The organism is Pseudoduganella sp. LjRoot289 (genome assembly GCF_964252925.1).
GTDB lineage: Bacteria > Pseudomonadota > Gammaproteobacteria > Burkholderiales > Burkholderiaceae_D > Rugamonas.
The window spans coordinates 4,900,041-4,915,598 of the sequence record NZ_CAXUPN020000001.1; the positions used below are offsets into that span (position 1 = coordinate 4,900,041).

At 65.7% G+C, this 15,558-nt stretch carries 12 protein-coding genes and 1 tRNA gene; 11 read left to right on the forward strand and 2 right to left on the reverse strand.

Going from position 1 to position 15,558, the window contains the following annotated elements; all coding sequences use genetic code 11:
- Positions 1-25 precede the first annotated feature (25 nt).
- The 6 genes from ACSQ8Y_RS20940 to ACSQ8Y_RS20965 all read left to right on the forward strand — a co-directional run bounded on the left by ACSQ8Y_RS20940 (position 26) and on the right by ACSQ8Y_RS20965 (position 7,244).
- The gene (locus ACSQ8Y_RS20940) at positions 26-451 is read left to right on the forward strand and encodes a response regulator (RefSeq protein ID WP_436268355.1); all 426 of its coding nucleotides are present in this window, start codon (positions 26-28) and stop codon (positions 449-451) included.
- A gap of 272 nt (positions 452-723) precedes the next feature.
- Positions 724-1,050: a thioredoxin TrxA gene (trxA, locus tag ACSQ8Y_RS20945; protein ID WP_436268356.1), complete on the forward strand. Its 327-nt coding sequence runs from the start codon at positions 724-726 to the stop codon at positions 1,048-1,050.
- Between the two features lie 139 nt (positions 1,051-1,189).
- Entirely contained in the window at positions 1,190-2,452 is a 1,263-nt protein-coding gene (gene rho, locus ACSQ8Y_RS20950) for a transcription termination factor Rho (RefSeq protein WP_057153038.1), read from the forward strand.
- Positions 2,453-2,698: 246 nt separating this feature from the next.
- Positions 2,699-2,968, forward strand: a complete 270-nt coding sequence (locus ACSQ8Y_RS20955) for a type B 50S ribosomal protein L31 (RefSeq protein ID WP_436268357.1) — start codon at positions 2,699-2,701, stop codon at positions 2,966-2,968.
- Between the two features lie 79 nt (positions 2,969-3,047).
- The gene (locus ACSQ8Y_RS20960) at positions 3,048-4,973 is read left to right on the forward strand and encodes an ArnT family glycosyltransferase (RefSeq protein WP_436268358.1); all 1,926 of its coding nucleotides are present in this window, start codon (positions 3,048-3,050) and stop codon (positions 4,971-4,973) included.
- Positions 4,974-5,303: 330 nt separating this feature from the next.
- A complete protein-coding gene (locus tag ACSQ8Y_RS20965; protein ID WP_436268359.1) occupies positions 5,304-7,244 on the forward strand; it encodes an AAA family ATPase in 1,941 nt (646 codons plus the stop codon).
- A gap of 14 nt (positions 7,245-7,258) precedes the next feature.
- On the opposite strand, the gene ACSQ8Y_RS20970 is transcribed toward ACSQ8Y_RS20965, so the two are convergent.
- Positions 7,259-7,648 (reverse strand): hypothetical protein, encoded by a 390-nt coding sequence (locus ACSQ8Y_RS20970; RefSeq protein WP_436268360.1) that lies wholly within the window; start codon positions 7,646-7,648, stop codon positions 7,259-7,261.
- A 101-nt stretch (positions 7,649-7,749) separates the two neighbouring features.
- Between ACSQ8Y_RS20970 and ACSQ8Y_RS20975 the strand changes: the two genes are divergently transcribed.
- Positions 7,750-8,214: a GNAT family N-acetyltransferase gene (locus ACSQ8Y_RS20975; protein WP_436268361.1), complete on the forward strand. Its 465-nt coding sequence runs from the start codon at positions 7,750-7,752 to the stop codon at positions 8,212-8,214.
- A gap of 3 nt (positions 8,215-8,217) precedes the next feature.
- Here ACSQ8Y_RS20975 and ACSQ8Y_RS20980 read toward each other — a convergent pair whose 3' ends face one another.
- Positions 8,218-10,179, reverse strand: a complete 1,962-nt coding sequence (locus ACSQ8Y_RS20980) for an APC family permease (RefSeq protein ID WP_436268362.1) — start codon at positions 10,177-10,179, stop codon at positions 8,218-8,220.
- A gap of 126 nt (positions 10,180-10,305) precedes the next feature.
- Between ACSQ8Y_RS20980 and ACSQ8Y_RS20985 the strand changes: the two genes are divergently transcribed.
- From ACSQ8Y_RS20985 to ACSQ8Y_RS21000, 4 genes are all read left to right on the forward strand, one after another.
- Positions 10,306-10,390 (forward strand) — tRNA-Leu (locus ACSQ8Y_RS20985).
- Positions 10,391-10,663: 273 nt separating this feature from the next.
- Positions 10,664-10,885, forward strand: a complete 222-nt coding sequence (locus ACSQ8Y_RS20990) for a hypothetical protein (RefSeq protein ID WP_436268363.1) — start codon at positions 10,664-10,666, stop codon at positions 10,883-10,885.
- An 81-nt stretch (positions 10,886-10,966) separates the two neighbouring features.
- A complete protein-coding gene (locus tag ACSQ8Y_RS20995; protein WP_436268364.1) occupies positions 10,967-14,527 on the forward strand; it encodes an MHYT domain-containing protein in 3,561 nt (1,186 codons plus the stop codon).
- Positions 14,524-15,516 carry an HD domain-containing phosphohydrolase gene (locus ACSQ8Y_RS21000; protein WP_436268365.1) on the forward strand — a complete coding sequence of 331 codons (993 nt, stop codon included), beginning with the start codon at positions 14,524-14,526 and terminating at the stop codon, positions 15,514-15,516. The genes ACSQ8Y_RS20995 and ACSQ8Y_RS21000 overlap by 4 nt, the downstream gene beginning before the upstream one ends.
- Positions 15,517-15,558 lie beyond the last annotated feature (42 nt).

Genomic DNA, 15,558 nt, shown 5'->3' on the forward strand with positions numbered 1-15,558 from the left:
CACCGAACCCTAAGCAAGCACGGCAATGACAACTCAACAAGAAACAAGCACCGCCACCCGCACCAGCCTCCTGCGCATCCTGCTGCTGGACGACGATCCCTTCATGCTGTCGCTGCTGGAGGACATGCTGGAGGACCTGGGCCAGTTCGACGTGGTCAGCGCCACCAGCGCCAAGATCGCGCTGTCGCTGCTGCACGACGCGCCGCCCGACCTGCTGGTGTGCGACCTGTCGATGCCCGACATGGACGGCATCGAATTCCTGCGCCTGCTGGCCGAAAGCGACTACGCGGGCACGGTGGTGCTGCTGTCGGGCATGGACGCGGGCGTGCTCAAGGCCGCCGAACGGCTGGCCATGGCGCAGGGCCTGACCATCCTGGGGGCCTGCAAAAAACCGGTGGCCACGGCCGAACTGGGCGACCTGGTCAACCTGGCCGCCATGTACCGCCGCTGACCCCGCGCGGAATGGCATGGCAACTGTTTTCGACTGTTGCCGTACGACCACAACAGCAAATTCCGCACAGTCGCCGAAAATGCGTTATTATTTGATTCATCTCCCGCCTGTTATCCTCTTGCCATCTATCAGGGCATCTGTTGAATTCATGGAAGACGTCTCCATCTGCGGCTTGTAACCCGGCCGCGTCCAGACGATATCCAGCGACAATGGCATAATCAACCAGGCGTAACTAACTAAAGACCCAACACCTCCGACCGAGGGAAAAAGACATGAGCGAAAATATCAAACACATTACCGATGCATCCTTCGAAGCCGACGTGCTGAAATCCGACCGCCCTGTGCTGGTCGACTTCTGGGCCGAGTGGTGCGGTCCTTGCAAGAGCATCGCTCCCATCCTGGAAGAAGTGGCCAAGGAATACGACGGCAAGCTGACCATCGCCAAGCTGGACGTGGACGCCAACCAGGCCGTGCCTGCCAAGTTCGGCATCCGTGGCATTCCGACGCTGATCCTGTTCAAGAACGGCGTGCCGGCGGCACAAAAAGTCGGCGCGATGGCAAAAGGCCAGCTGACCTCTTTCATCGACAGCAATATTTAAGTAAGATAGGCGGTGCTGCGCCCGCAGCGCCGCCTGCTTGGCAGGTAACAGGCACATCGCGGGCCATACGTTACCGCTTGATCAACCCCACGCAGTCCCCTCCCCTACCATTTTCTCCCGTCACGGGACACTCACACATATGCATCTATCTGAACTCAAGGCCTTACACGTCTCCGCTTTGCTGGAGATGGCGATCGGCCTGGACATCGACAACGCGGCACGCCTGCGCAAACAGGAACTGATGTTCGCCATCCTGAAGAAGCGCGCCAAATCCGGCGAGCAGATCTTCGGCGACGGCGCCCTGGAAGTCCTGCCGGACGGCTTCGGCTTCCTGCGCTCGCCCGACGCGTCCTACATGGCGTCCACCGACGACATCTACATTTCGCCATCGCAGATCCGCCGCTTCAATCTGCACACCGGCGACTCCATCGAGGGCGAAGTGCGCACCCCGAAAGACGGCGAGCGCTACTTCGCGCTGGTCAAGGTAGACAAGGTCAACGGCGAATCGCCGGAAGCCTCGAAACACCGCATACTGTTTGAGAACCTGACGCCGCTGCACCCGAACGAGCCGCTGCGCCTGGAGCGCGAGATGAACGGCGCCGAGAACATCACCGGCCGCATCGTCGACCTGATCTCGCCGATCGGCAAGGGCCAGCGCGGCCTGCTGGTGGCCTCGCCGAAGTCCGGCAAATCGGTCATGCTGCAGCACATCGCGCACGCCATCACCGCCAACCACCCCGACGTCACCTTGATCGTGCTGCTGATCGACGAGCGCCCGGAGGAAGTGACGGAGATGCAGCGCTCGGTGCGCGGCGAAGTGGTCGCCTCGACCTTCGACGAACCGGCCACCCGCCACGTGCAGGTCGCCGAGATGGTGCTGGAAAAAGCCAAGCGCCTGGTCGAGATGAAAAAAGACGTGGTCATCCTGCTGGACTCGATCACCCGCCTGGCGCGCGCCTACAACACCGTGATCCCTGCCTCCGGCAAGGTGCTGACCGGCGGTGTGGACGCCAACGCGCTGCAACGTCCGAAGCGCTTCTTCGGCGCCGCGCGCAACATCGAAGAAGGCGGCTCGCTGACCATCATCGCCACCGCGCTGATCGAAACCGGCTCGCGCATGGACGACGTGATCTACGAGGAATTCAAGGGCACCGGCAATATGGAGGTGCACCTGGAGCGCCGCCTGGCCGAGAAGCGCGTCTATCCGGCGATCAACCTGAACAAGTCCGGCACCCGCCGCGAGGAGTTGCTGATCAAGGCCGACCAGCTGCAGAAGATCTGGATCCTGCGCAAGCTGCTGTACTCGATGGACGAGATCGAAGCGATGGAGTTCATCCTCGACAAGATGAAGGCCACGAAGACCAACCTGGAATTCTTCGACATGATGCGTCGCGGCGGCTAAGCCTCCGCCCTGTCATTCCCGCGAACGGCTCGGCGCCCCCGCGGGCATCCATGCTCCGCATCCGTAAGCCGCACCCTATGGATTCCCGCGTTCGCGGGAATGACATTCGGCGCGGCTTGCTGCTTTTTGCCGTCCGCTGTATAATCGACGGTTGTTTTTAACCACTGGCAAGTGAGCGGCAATCGGGTCAAGAAGCAAGACGACCGACGAAGTGCTGTTTGGCTACCTACCCCTAGAGAGAAGCACATGAAACCAGAAATCCATCCAGAATACCGCGAAGTTGTGTTCCACGACCTGTCGTGCGACTTCAAATTCATCACCCGTTCGACCATCAACACCCGCGAAAAAATCGAGCACGAGGGTAAAGAATACCCACTGGTCAAGATCGAGGTGTCGGCTGAGTCGCACCCGTTCTTCACCGGCAAGCACAAAATCGTCGACACCGCTGGCCGCGTTGAGAAATTCCGCCAGAAGTTCGGCGCCGTCGGTTCGAAAACCGCCGTTGCAAACGGCTAATTCGCCGTATTGCACCAAAAAAGGCAGCTACGGCTGCCTTTTTTTTCATTCATACTGATTCCTTTTTGCGCCCTTGCCGATGAAGCCTGTCCGTCTGCCCGCCGCCGCCACCCTCGCCCTGCCCCGCTGGGCCATCTACGCCCTCGGCCTGCTGTATATCCTGCCGGGCCTGATCGGCCGCGAACCCTGGAAGATCGACGACGCCGCCAGCTTCGGCGTCATGTGGACCATGGCGCAGGGCGGCTGGCAGGACTGGTTGTGGCCCAACATCGCCGGCCTGCCGATGCCCGACGAGGGCCCGCTGGCGTTCTGGCTGGGCGCCGCCTGCATCAAACTGTTCGGCTGGCTGCTCGGCGACGTGCTGGCCGCGCGCGTGTCCACCGTCCTCGTCTTCCTGCTGGGCGTGCTCTCGCTGTGGTACGTCACCTTCGCGCTGGGCCGCCGCCAGGACGCGCAGCCGCTGAAACTGGCCTTCGGCGGCCAGCCCGAGCCGGACGACTTCGGCCGCACCCTGGCCGACGCGGCCAGCCTGATCTACCTCGGCTGCCTGGGCCTGCTGGTGCAAAGCCACGTCACCACCGCCGAACCGCTGCAGGTGGCGCTGCTGTCGCTGCTGCTGTACCGCTCGGTGCGCTACATGGAACTGCCGTCGCTGCGCAACGCTTCGCTGATCGGCCTGGCGCTCGGCCTGATGGTGCTGGCGCGCGGCTGGATGGCGCCAGCCTTCCTGGTGCTGGCCCTGTTCCTGTGCAGCCGCTTCCTGGACATGCCGGCCGGCCGCACGCTGCGCGACCTGGCCGTGTCCGTCGCCGTCGGCGCGCTGGCCACCATGCCCTGGCTGCTGCCGGCGCTGATGGCCCAGCCCTCGGCCGCGTCCGCCGCTTACGCCGCGGCTGCTTCCGCTGCGGCGGCCGCCGCTGGCGCTGCCGCCTCCGCTACCGCTTCCTCCGCCGCTTCCATCGCCGCTTCCGCGGCCGGCAGCGCCGCCGCGCTGGCGCCGTCGACATCGGCCGCCTCCGGCGCGGGCGCCGCCGCGGCAGCGGCAAGCGCTGCCGCGGCGGCCGCGGCGGCCGCCAAGCCGCTGACCGCCTGGATGCAGTGGAACGCCGCGCAGATCGGCCTGCCGTCGCCGCAGTCGCTGGGCTACTTCCTGCGCGTGGGCGTGTGGTTCTTCTGGCCGGCCTGGCCGTTCGCCGCCTGGGCCGTGTACGCCTGGCGCCGCCAGCGCCGCGTGCTGCACATCGTGGTGCCGGTCACCTTCGCCTCCATGGCCGCGCTGCTGGCCCTGTTCCATCCCGCGCCCGAGCAAGGCCAGCTGCTGCTGCTGCTGCCGCCGCTGGCCATCATGGCCGCCTTCGGCCTGCTGACCATGAAGCGCGGCGCCATCAACGCCATCGACTGGTTCTCGGTCATGGTGCTGACCTTGTGCGCAGCCATCCTGTGGCTGTTCTGGAGCGCCATGTTCACCGGCTGGCCGGCCAAGGCGGCCCACAACGCGCTCAAGCTGGTACCCGGCTTCACGCCCGAGTTCCACGTCCTGCCCGTGCTGGTGGCGGCCGCCGCCACCGTGGGCTGGTTCCTGCTGGTGCACTGGCGCCTGTCGCGCCAGCCGGCCGTGCTGTGGCGCGCGGTGGTGCTGTCGTCCGGCGGCCTGATCCTGGTGTGGATCTTGTCCATGACCTTGTTCCTGCCGGCCGCCAACTATAGCAAGAGCTACGCCACGGTAGCCCGCCAGGCCGCCGGCGCGGTGCCTCCCGGCGCCGACTGCGTGGAAACCAATGTCGGCCCGGCCCAGCGCGCCTCCTTCGTCTACTTTGGCAAACTGCCCTTCGCCCCGCCCGGCCGCCAGTGCCAGTTGCTGCTGGTGCAGGACAACATCCGCATCCAGGACGAACTCGAGCTGGCGCCGCAGCACCGCGCCCGCCACTGGGACAAGATCTGGGACGGCCGCCGCGCCTCGGACCGCCAGGAACGCTTCCGCCTGTACCGTCGCGTGGAGCGCTGATCTGCCGTGCTATGCTGTCGCCAACGTGGAGGGTTGGCGATGGCAGGACGAATTCCCGCTGCGCACTGAAGCGTTGGAAAAACCAAAATAGTCATTGTAATCAATACATTATTAGCTTGACCATGCTGTTGTGCCACCGTTTTTTTTTGCCGAAATCTGCACACAAAACAGGCAGAGGGCGCTATAGTCGGGGTATTCCAATTGCCCCACAGCACGAGATGTGCTGGCCAGCGCCCCGCCCTGCGCGCCAGCCCGAACCGGTGTACGCCGCCGCGCCCCAACAGCCGCGCTGCAGCGCGCCAGCAATCTTGTTGAGCCCCCCACATAATCATGTTTAACATCTACAAACTTCAGCTCGCGCTCAAGAACACCTGGGTCCGTGTCGTCCTGCTTGCCGCCATCACGGCGGCCATCGGCCTGGCCGCCTGGCGCAGCGACGTGGCGCAGACCGCCGGCCCCATCATCCGCTCGCAGAACATCGCCGAGATCACGGCGCTGGCGGGCCAAAGTGCGCGCCTGGAATACCTGCTGGTGGCCAAGCCGCTGTCGGAGGCGCCGCGCTACATCTACAAGTTCAAGGACGCGGCCGAGTTGCACGTGGTGAAAGTGCCCAGCACCTCGCACCTGAGCCTGGAGCGCGAAGTACTGCTGCGCAATAACATCCCCTACGGCATTGCGCAGGAAGAATGGCTGGCGAGCCACAAGGCCGTGCTGCAGGACGAAGGCGGCGCGCTGGGCGGCGTCAAAGACTTCGCCGTGCGCCACGCCTTCGACATCGCGGTGGTGGTGCTGCTGCTGTTCGTGCTCAAGTTCGGCATACCCGGCATGGGCATGAGCGCCAGCGTGATCTCGCCGGACCAGCTCAAGGGCAGCCTGGACGACCTGATCGGCATGGACGACATCAAGCAGGAAGTGCTGCACCTGGAAGACATGATACGCAACCGCCGCGTCTACAAATCGCACAACATCGACAAGCCCTTCAATGTGATGCTGACCGGCCCGGCGGGCACCGGCAAGACCAAGCTGGCCGGCTACCTGGCCAAGCGCCTCAACATCCCGCTGATCCAGGCCTCCGGCTCGGCGCTGGAATCGGGCTATATCGGCGGCGGCTCGAAAGCGCTCAACGCGCTGTACCGCAAGGCTTGCGCGCGCGGCTCCTGCATCATCTTCCTGGACGAGGCGCAGGCGCTGTTCATGCCGCGCGGACGCGGCGAAAAGAAATGGGAAGACGACACCGCCAACACCCTGCTGGGCCTGCTCGACGGCGTGAAAAGCGACGAGGGCGCCGGCGTGATCTGGGTGGTGGCCTCCAACTTCGACGACAACAGCAGCCAGATGGATGAAGCTATGCTGCGCCGCTTCTCGGTGAAGATCAATTTCCGCCTGCCGAACAAGAACGAGCGCGGCATGCTGGTGCAGACCTTCCTCAAGCGCAAGCAGGACGGCTGCGTCGACTGGGCCAACCTGGACCTGAACCAGGTGGCCGAGATCACCGCCAACCTCAGCCCGGCACTGCTGGAGACCGTGGTCGAGCGCGCCAGCATGATCGCCATCCAGGAAAACAGGATCATCGACACCGACTTGATGTTCCGCGCCTTCGAGCGCGCCACCATCGGCCTGACCGACCGCGCCACGACCGCCGAGAAGGAGCGCCAGCGCGAGCGCATCGCGCTGCACGAGCTGGGCCACTTCTTCATGCAGATCGACCCCTATCTGCGCCAGGGCATGCCGCTGGGCGAGGTGAAGGAAAAATCGCACCTGCTCAAGATCAGCACCGAGTCCGTGTCCAAGCTGGGCGCGCTGGGCTATGTGCTGTCGGCCGGCGACGACCTGTCGCTGCGCACGCTGGAAGAGCTGGAGCAGGACGTGGTGCAGCTGTACGGCGGCGTCGCGGCCGAGGAACTGTTCTACGGGGCGCGCGGCATCTCGGTGGGCAGCCAGAACGACATCCAGAAGGCGACGCGCATGCTCGACACCATGGTCAACCAGCTGTCGATGTACTCGCGCTCCAAGCTCGACTACAGCCAGTTCAAGCGCGACAGCAACGAGCACACGCTGGTGCAGGTGGAAGCCAAGGCGGACGAGCTGTACAGCTACACCCTGGGCGCCATCGGCGACTACCGCGCCGCGATGGAATCCATCAAGGACGTGCTGCTGGAACGCTACGTGCTGTCGAAGGACGAGATCTTCGCGCTGCTCGACGAGCGCCTCGACACGGCGCCGCTGCAGCGCCCGGAGCGCCGCCACAGCGACCGCCGCGCAATCGGCTAAGGGAGCGGCCCGGCCTAGCGCTGCGCCATCATCACCGTGTTCTCCGGCAGCCCGGCGCCGATGGCGAGCCGCTCATAATTGCGGATGACCAGGGTGGCGCCCTGGTCGGCAAATTCCACGCGGGCGCCGGTGTCGGTCACAAACACGCCCTCCCCGCGCGGGTGCAGCGCCGTCTTCGCCTGGCCATCGAGGCGCGCAAAGTAGTGCTGGCCCCGCCGCGAAAAAGCGATGCGCTCGCCGTTGCTTAGGTCATACGAATAAGCATAGTCGTCGAACTCGCCCGGCTCCACGGCGACCTTCACCGGGGCTTTGATCTGCACGCTATCGGCTTGGGGTTCAGCATAGGCGCAAGACGCGCCGAGCAACGCGGCCGCGCACGCGGCCATAGCTAGCAATGTTTTCATTTTTACCTCCCGGTTGGATATCTCATACTAGCAGCCGCTCGGCGGAGGGGAAGTTGGAACGCCATTGATAATTTATATGCAAGGCGGAGTAAGATAGCGCGATGCAGATCCGCCCTTACCAGCCCGGCGAAGAAGCCCGTTTGCGCGCCATCTTCCACTCCTCCGTCCATGGACTCGCCAGTCGCGACTACACGGCCGAGCAGCTGATCGCGTGGGCGCCGGAGCAATACGACGAAGATCTGTGGGAACAGCGCATGCGCGCCAACCAGAGCTGGGTAGCCGAGGTCGACGGCGAGCTGGCCGCGTTCAGCGATCTGCAGCCGTCCGGCTACATCGACATGTTTTTCGTGGCCGCGCCGTATGCCGGCCGCGGCATCGGCGGCGCGCTGCTGCGGCATATTTTCGGCCTGGCCGCGCAGCGCCGCATCGCCGTGCTGCGCTCCGACGTCAGCCTGACCGCCGAGCCCCTGTTCACCCGCCACGGCTTCACCGTCGAAACCCGCAACCAGGTCGCGGTGCGGGGCGAGTTGCTGGCGAATGCGACCATGCGCAAGCTGATGATTTAAGCCTTACACCTTCATCGGCAATATCACCATCTGCAGACCCTCAAGGTGCAATCTCCGCTGCACGGCCAGCGAGGCCTGGTTGTGCAGCGCGCGCGTGAACCAGTTATCGCTGGAGAAAATCAGCTTGCTGGTAAAGAAGATCGCGTTCGGGAATTCGCTGCTGATCTCTTCGCACATGCGCGTCACCTCGTCCACCGCGTCGGTGCCGAAGCCCAGGTAGGACGAGGATGCCATGTTGTGGCTGTGGCAGAAATCGACGAAGTATTCCAGCGTGGTTTCGGCGTCGCTGCGCATCTGCTCCAGCGCGCCTTCACCGCCGTAAGCGTGCGAGTCCACCGTGCGCGCATTGATGAACAGGAAATTCTTGAAGTGGCCGGGGAACATGCGCTGCACCCACAGCAGCGCGTGCAGACCGCCGCCGCGCGAGTTGCCGACGATAAAGACCGCCGTCTGGTTCTCCGGGTTCGGCTCCACCGCTTCCCGGTTGGGGCCGAAGGGCTGGCTGGCGAACACTTCGTCCACCGAATGGATGGCGCTTTTGGTCTCGCGGTAGTGGCGCCGCACCAGCACGCACACGGCGGCGATGGCGCCGATGATCAGCACGGTCGCCCAGCCGCCTTCGGCGAAGCGCTCGATCAGCAGGATCACCAGGATGCCGGCGCAGATCGTGAAGCCCACCAGCGACAGCAGGAAGCGGCCCAGCCAGGACTTGCCCTTCTTGCGGCTGCGCACCCAGTACAGGCACAGCCCGAACAGCGAAATGGCGAAGGTCAGGAACACGGAAATCGAATACAGCACCACCAGCAAGGTGACGCTGCCGCCGGTCCAGTACAGGATGGCCAGCGCGGCCAGGCCCATCACGAGGATGCCGTTCTGCGTCACCAGCCGCGTCGACAGGTAGCGGAATTTGTGCGGCACCCAGGAGTCGCTGGCCATATTGGCCAGCACCGACGGCCCTCCCAGGAAACCGGTGTTGGCGGCCACGAACAGCAGCCCGGCTTCGAACGCCAGCACGACCGCCAGCGCCACCTGGTTGACCACGGGCCCGCCCAGGCCCATGTGGTCGATGATGCTCTTGAAGGTGGACGCGTTCAGCGTTTCGCCCGGCACCGGACGCGCATCCCACAGCAGGTAGAGCATGATGATGCCGCCCGCCGTCACCGCCAGCGACAGCGCCATGTACAGCATGGTCATCTTGCCGGTCCGCACGCGCGGTTCGGCCAGCAGGTTGACGTTGTTGGACACCGCCTCCAGGCCCGTGTATGTGCCGCCGCCCTGCGAATAGGCGAGCAGCAGCATGCCGGCCACGCCGGTCCAGCCTATGCCGCCCGCCAGGCTGACAGTCTCGTTGATGGTGCTGGGCACCAGGCCGGGCAGGTTCTCGGCATGGGCGTAGACGCCATACACGATGAGGATCAGGTGGGTGACGACGAAGCCGATGAAGATCGGCAGCAGGATCTGGATCGCTTCCTTCAGGCCGCGCAGATTCATCACGATCAATAGCGCGATGAAGAACACTTCGGCCCACAGCTTGTAGGGCTGGAAGCCGAGCGGCAGGAAGGACGCCAGCGCGTCCACCCCGGAGGCGATCGAGATGGCGATGGTGAGCACGTAGTCAAGCACCAGCGCGCAGCCGGAGATCAGGCCCATATATGGTCCGACCAGCTTGGTGGCCACGCGGTAGCCGCCGCCGCCGGTCGGGAACAATTCGATCACCTGGTTGTAGGCCAGCGCGATAATGAACACCGTGATGGCGGTGGCGATGGCCATGTAGAGGCCGAGGTGGGTGTGCGTGCCCAGCGCGCGGAAGGTTTCCTCCGGGCCGTAGGCCGACGAGGACAGGCCGTCGGCGCCCAGGCCGACCCAGGCCAGGAAGGCCACCAGCGCCATCGAATGGCGCGTTTCGCTGCGCATCGGATCGAGCGGCTTGCCCAGAATAATTTCGCGTATCTTCTTGTTTTTCATGCTTGCTTGGCGCTCGCTGAGCGCGGTTGAGACGTCAGCCAGAATGATGACACAAATACCAAGGGAGCCAGGCTTACAATTTCAGCGCGGCTGGACTATAATGTGTGCCTTGCGTGTACACGTGCCGCCCTGGTGGTGGAACTGGTAGACACAGCAGACTCAAAATCTGCCGAAGAAATTCGTGCCGGTTCGATTCCGGCCCGGGGCACCAATACCGCAAAATACAGCATCACCAAAGCTCAGAACCCGCATGTCATACGACAGAGCGGGTTTTTTGTTGCCTGCATCTTGGACTGCCGCGCAGGCATGGCTGAATCAACCTTGATGCAATTCCCGAACCGCGACGCGCGCGTCGCCCGTGGCGGATGAACTCACTAGTAAATTGCAATTTATTAATTTTGCAAATATTACACTTCTCTCGCCTTTCAGCCACTTTTTAGGTGCTATGATTTTTTCCTCTCACAAGTCCTAGAAAGGACCAGTGATGAAAAAAAAAACCTACTGCCGCTGGCTGTCTGCGGCGCTGCTCGGCGGCTGCGCAAGCACCGATCCTGAATTCACTCAGTCGGCCTCTATCGACGACGAGAACGACACGCCCACCGGCACCGGCATACCGCGCCGTGATTCTGGCGGCGTCGGGATCATGGACAAGGATGGGATGGAACGCGCGGCGCAACAAATGGGAACCAATAACGCTGGCAAATAAGGTCGGCCTCCCGCGCAACAAAGAGATATTGCCACACGGAAATGTGATACTGTATGTTGCAAACTTAACAGCCTACACGCCATGGACCAGACCTCCCTGCTGCAACTGTTTTCGCCGCCTGCCGATCCGGCCTTGCTCACCTTCGGCCAGTACGATACGGCGCTGGTGGCGCTGTCGGTGCTGGTGGCGATCTTCTCGTCGTGGATGGGGCTGCAACTGGCCGGCCAGGCGCGCGGCGGCAGCCACCGCATGCTGCGCACCGTGGCGCTGTTGGCGGGCAGCCTGGCGCTGGGCTGCGGCGTCTGGGCCATGCACTTCATCGGCATGCTGGCCTTTAACCTCTGCACCACCGTCAGCTACGAACCCCGCCTCACCATCCTCTCCATCGTGCCCAGCCTGGCCGCCTCCTTCGTGGCGCTGGCCCTGGTGCGCCGCCGCAAGGTGGACGCGCAGACGCTGGCCTGCGGCGGCCTGCTGGTCGGCCTCGGCATCGGCGCCATGCACTACGCCGGCATGGCGGCCATGCAGTCGCCCCTGGAACTGCGCTACGATCCGCTGATGTTCGCGCTCTCGGTGCTGGTGGCAGTGGTGCTCGGCACCGCCTCGCTGTGGGTGCGCTTCGGCTTGCGCTACGCGGGCGCGCGCCTGAAAAACAGCTCGCGCCTTGCGCTCAGCGCTGTCTTCATGGGCAGCGCCATCTCCGGCATGCACTACACCGGCATGGCCGCCGCGCGTTTCGTCGGCGTGCCGCCCCCCGGCTCCGCGCCAGGCCCGGGCAGCACCTTCCTGGCGCTGGCCATCTCCGTCATCACCGTCGCCTTCACCGTGTTCGTGATGGCCGCCTACGGCCTGCTGCGCTACCGCGAACTCTACCGCCACCTGCGCCAGAGCGAAAGCTGGATGCGCGCGCTGCTGACCACCACCGTGGACGGCGTGGTCACCGTCAACGGCGACGGCGTGGTCCAGGAATTCAACGCCTCGGCCGAACGCATCTTCGGCTGGCAGCGCAGGGAGATCATCGGCCGCAACGTGTCGCTGCTGATCGCCGATCCGCAGCGCTCGGCGCAGGACGGCTTGCTCTACCATCTGCGCCAGCGCGACACGCGCGCGGCCCACGCGGGCGCCGAGCTGCTCGGCCTGCGCAAGGACGGCAGCCTGGTGCCGATCCGGCGCGCGCTGGGCCACGCCAGCATGGGTGGCGAGGACGTGTACGTGCTGTTCATCACCGACATCAGCGAACGGCGCGCGATGATGCAGGCGCTCAGCGAGAGCGAGCAGCAATTCCGCTCGCTGATCGGCCACATCCCCGGCATCTCCTTCCGTTGCCTGGCCGAGGGGGAACGCAAGCTGGTCTTCGTCAGCGACGGCGTGGAGCACGTGGCGGGCCATCCTGCGCGCGACTTCATCGGCCCGGACGCGCTCCGCACGCTAACAAGCCTGATCGTGGCGGCCGACGCGCCGCGCATGGAGCAGACGCTGGAGCAATGCATCGCCAGCGAGCAGCCCTACCTGATCGAATATGCGCTGCGGCACGCCGACGGCACGCTGCGCTGGATCTGGGAGCACGGCGCCGTGGTGCGCGACGCTGCCGGCGAAGTGCGCTGGATAGACGGCGTCATGCTCGACATCACCGAGCGGCGCGGGATGGAGCAGGAACTGCGCCGCGCCAAGGAGACCGCCGAGCAAGCCGCCGCCGCGCGCGCCAGCTTCGTGGCCAATATGAGCCACGAGATCCGCACGCCGATGAACTCCATCCTCGGCTTCACCGACGTGCTGCTCGACTCGGATCTGCAGCCGGAACAGCGGCGCCACCTGGACACGGTGCGCAGCGCGGGCCGTTCCCTGCTGCGCCTGCTCAACGAAATCCTCGACACGGCCAAGCTGGACAAGGGCGCGGTGGAACTGGAACTGGCCGACTACGACATGCTGGCCCTGATCGACGAACTCACCTCGACCTGCGGCGCGGCCGCGCGCAGCAAGGGCCTGGCGATGGAAGTGCGCTACGCGCCCGAACTGCCGGTGCGCCTGCACGGCGACGAGCTGCGCGTGCGCCAGATCCTCACCAACCTGCTGGACAACGCCGTCAAGTTCACCGCAAAAGGCAGCGTGGCGCTGCACGCGGCGCTGCACGAAGGGCAGCTGCACCTGCAAGTGCGCGACACCGGCATCGGCATACCGCAGGAGCGCCTGAGCGCCATCTTCGACCCCTTCACCCAGGCCGACCCGTCGATGACGCGGCGCTACGGCGGCACGGGACTGGGCACCACCATCAGCAAGCAGCTGGCGGAGCTGATGGGCGGGCGCATCTGGGCCGAGAGCGCGCCGGGCGCAGGGACGGTGTTCCATGTGCTGCTGCCGCTGCGGCCCGCGCTGCAGGCCCGGGCGCAGGAAGCCGGCGAGCGCGGCGCCCACAAGCGCGGCGCGTGCGAACTGCGGCCGCTGCGCGTGCTGGCGGCGGACGACGTGGCGCAGAACCTGGAGCTGCTGCGCCTGCTGATGGAGAAGCGCGGCCATATCGTCACCACGGCGGCCGACGGCGCGGCCGCCGCGGTGCTGGCCGCGGAGGAGGAATTCGATGTCATCCTGATGGACGTGCAGATGCCCGTGCTGGACGGCCTGGAGGCCACGCGCGCCATCCGCGCGCAGGCGGCGCAGACCGGCCGGCCGCGCGTGCCCATCATCGCGATGACGGCCAGCGTGCTGGAAGCGCACCGACGGGCCAGCACGGAGGCGGGCATGGACGGTTTCGCGTCCAAGCCGGTCGACTGGACGGCGCTGTCGCGCGAAATCGCGCGCGTGCTGGAGAGGTCCGCCGCGACGCCGGAAGCGATGTACGGGGCCCGCCCGGCGCTCGGCCTGCACGTGCTGAACCGCGCGGCCGGCTTGCGCCGCTGGGATGGCGACGAGCAGGGCTACCGCGCGGCGCTGGCCCATTTCGTCGGGGAACACTGCGACGACGCGCAGCGGCTCGACGCGCAGCTTGCGGCCCGGGATTATGCGGCCCTGAAAGCGCAGGCGCACCGCGCGCGCGGCGTGGCCGCCAACCTCGGGCTGGAACAACTGGCGCAGGCGCTGGCGGACATTGAAGAGGAAGCGGCGGCAAAGGTCCAGACGGCAACGGTGGTGCCGGGCAGTGTGCCGGACCACTCGCCGGACAGCATGCCGACGGCCGGGCACGGCACGGCGCAGCGCAGCGAGCCGGACAACGCGGCGGACGGTGCGCTGGCTGCGGCGCTGGCCGGGGTCTCGCTGCAGCTGGCCGGCGCGCTGAAAGCCATCCGCGCAATGCCGAATGCCAGGGCAGCGGCGCCGCAGGCCTTGTCATCGGTGCCGCCGGCCGCTGCGGCGCAGGGCGGCGGCGCGCCGTCCCCGGCCATGGCCGCCCTGGCGCTGGACATCGCCGCCGCCAAGGCCGATGCGCAGCAGTTGCTGCAATCGCTGCGGCGCGGCGCGCTGGACGACGCGGCGCTGGCCAGCCTGTCGAAAACGGTGCAGGCCCACGTGCCGGCCGCCGCGCTGGCTCAGCTGCACCACGCGGTGGCGAATTTCGATTTCCCGCTGGCGCAGACCAGACTGGATGCCCTCATGACCGACGCGCTGGCCCTGCCAGCCCTGCCGCACGCTCCCGAAAGCACGCCATGAAGCAAGCGCCTTTGCAGCCGCTGATCCTGGTGGTCGACGACGAGGCGGGCAATCTGCAGCTGCTGCGCCACATCCTGCAAGACCATTACCGCCTGCTGTTCGCCAAGGATGCCGCGCGCGGCCTGGAACTGGCGCGCCAGGAACGCCCCAGCCTGATCCTGATGGACGTGATGATGCCCGGCATGACGGGCTACGAAGCGTGCCGCGTGCTGAAGGCCGATCCGTCCACCGCCGCCATCCCCGTCATCTTCGCCACCGCGCTGAACGATCCGGACGACGAGGTGACCGGCTTCGAGGCAGGCGCGGTCGACTACATCACCAAGCCGCTCAGCCCTCCTATCGTGCGTGCCCGCGTGCGCACGCATTTGTCGCTGGTGCGGGTGGACGAGCTGAAGGAAACGCGCTTGCAGATCGTGCAGCGCCTCGGCCTGGCCGCCGAATACAAGGACAACGAAACCGGCCTGCATGTGATCCGCATGAGCCACTACGCGCGCGTGCTGGGCCAGGCCGCCGGCCTGGGCGAAGCGGCCACCGAAGACCTGCTGCACGCCGCGCCCATGCACGACGTGGGCAAGATAGGCATCCCCGACCGCATCCTGCAAAAGCCGGGCGCGCTGGACAAGGACGAGTGGAAGATCATGCAGTCGCACGCCACCATAGGCGCGGACATCATCGGCGAGCACGGGCACGGCATGCTCGCGCTGGCGCGCAATATCGCGCTGACGCATCATGAAAAATGGGATGGCAGCGGTTATCCGCAGGGCCTGGCCGGGGAGGACATCCCGCTCGAGGGGCGCATCGTGGCGATCGCCGACGTGTTCGACGCGCTGACCTCGGCGCGGCCCTACAAGGCGGCCTGGCCGGTGGAGGACGCGGTGCAGTATCTGCGCCAGCAGCGCGGCCTGCATTTCGACCCGGAACTGGTGGACCTGTTCCTGGCCCGCCTGCCGGCCATCGTCGAGATCAAGGAGCGCTGGGGGGAGGCTTAGCCCTCCCCGCGATAAGCCATACTGGGCGAGCGAGCATGCGCA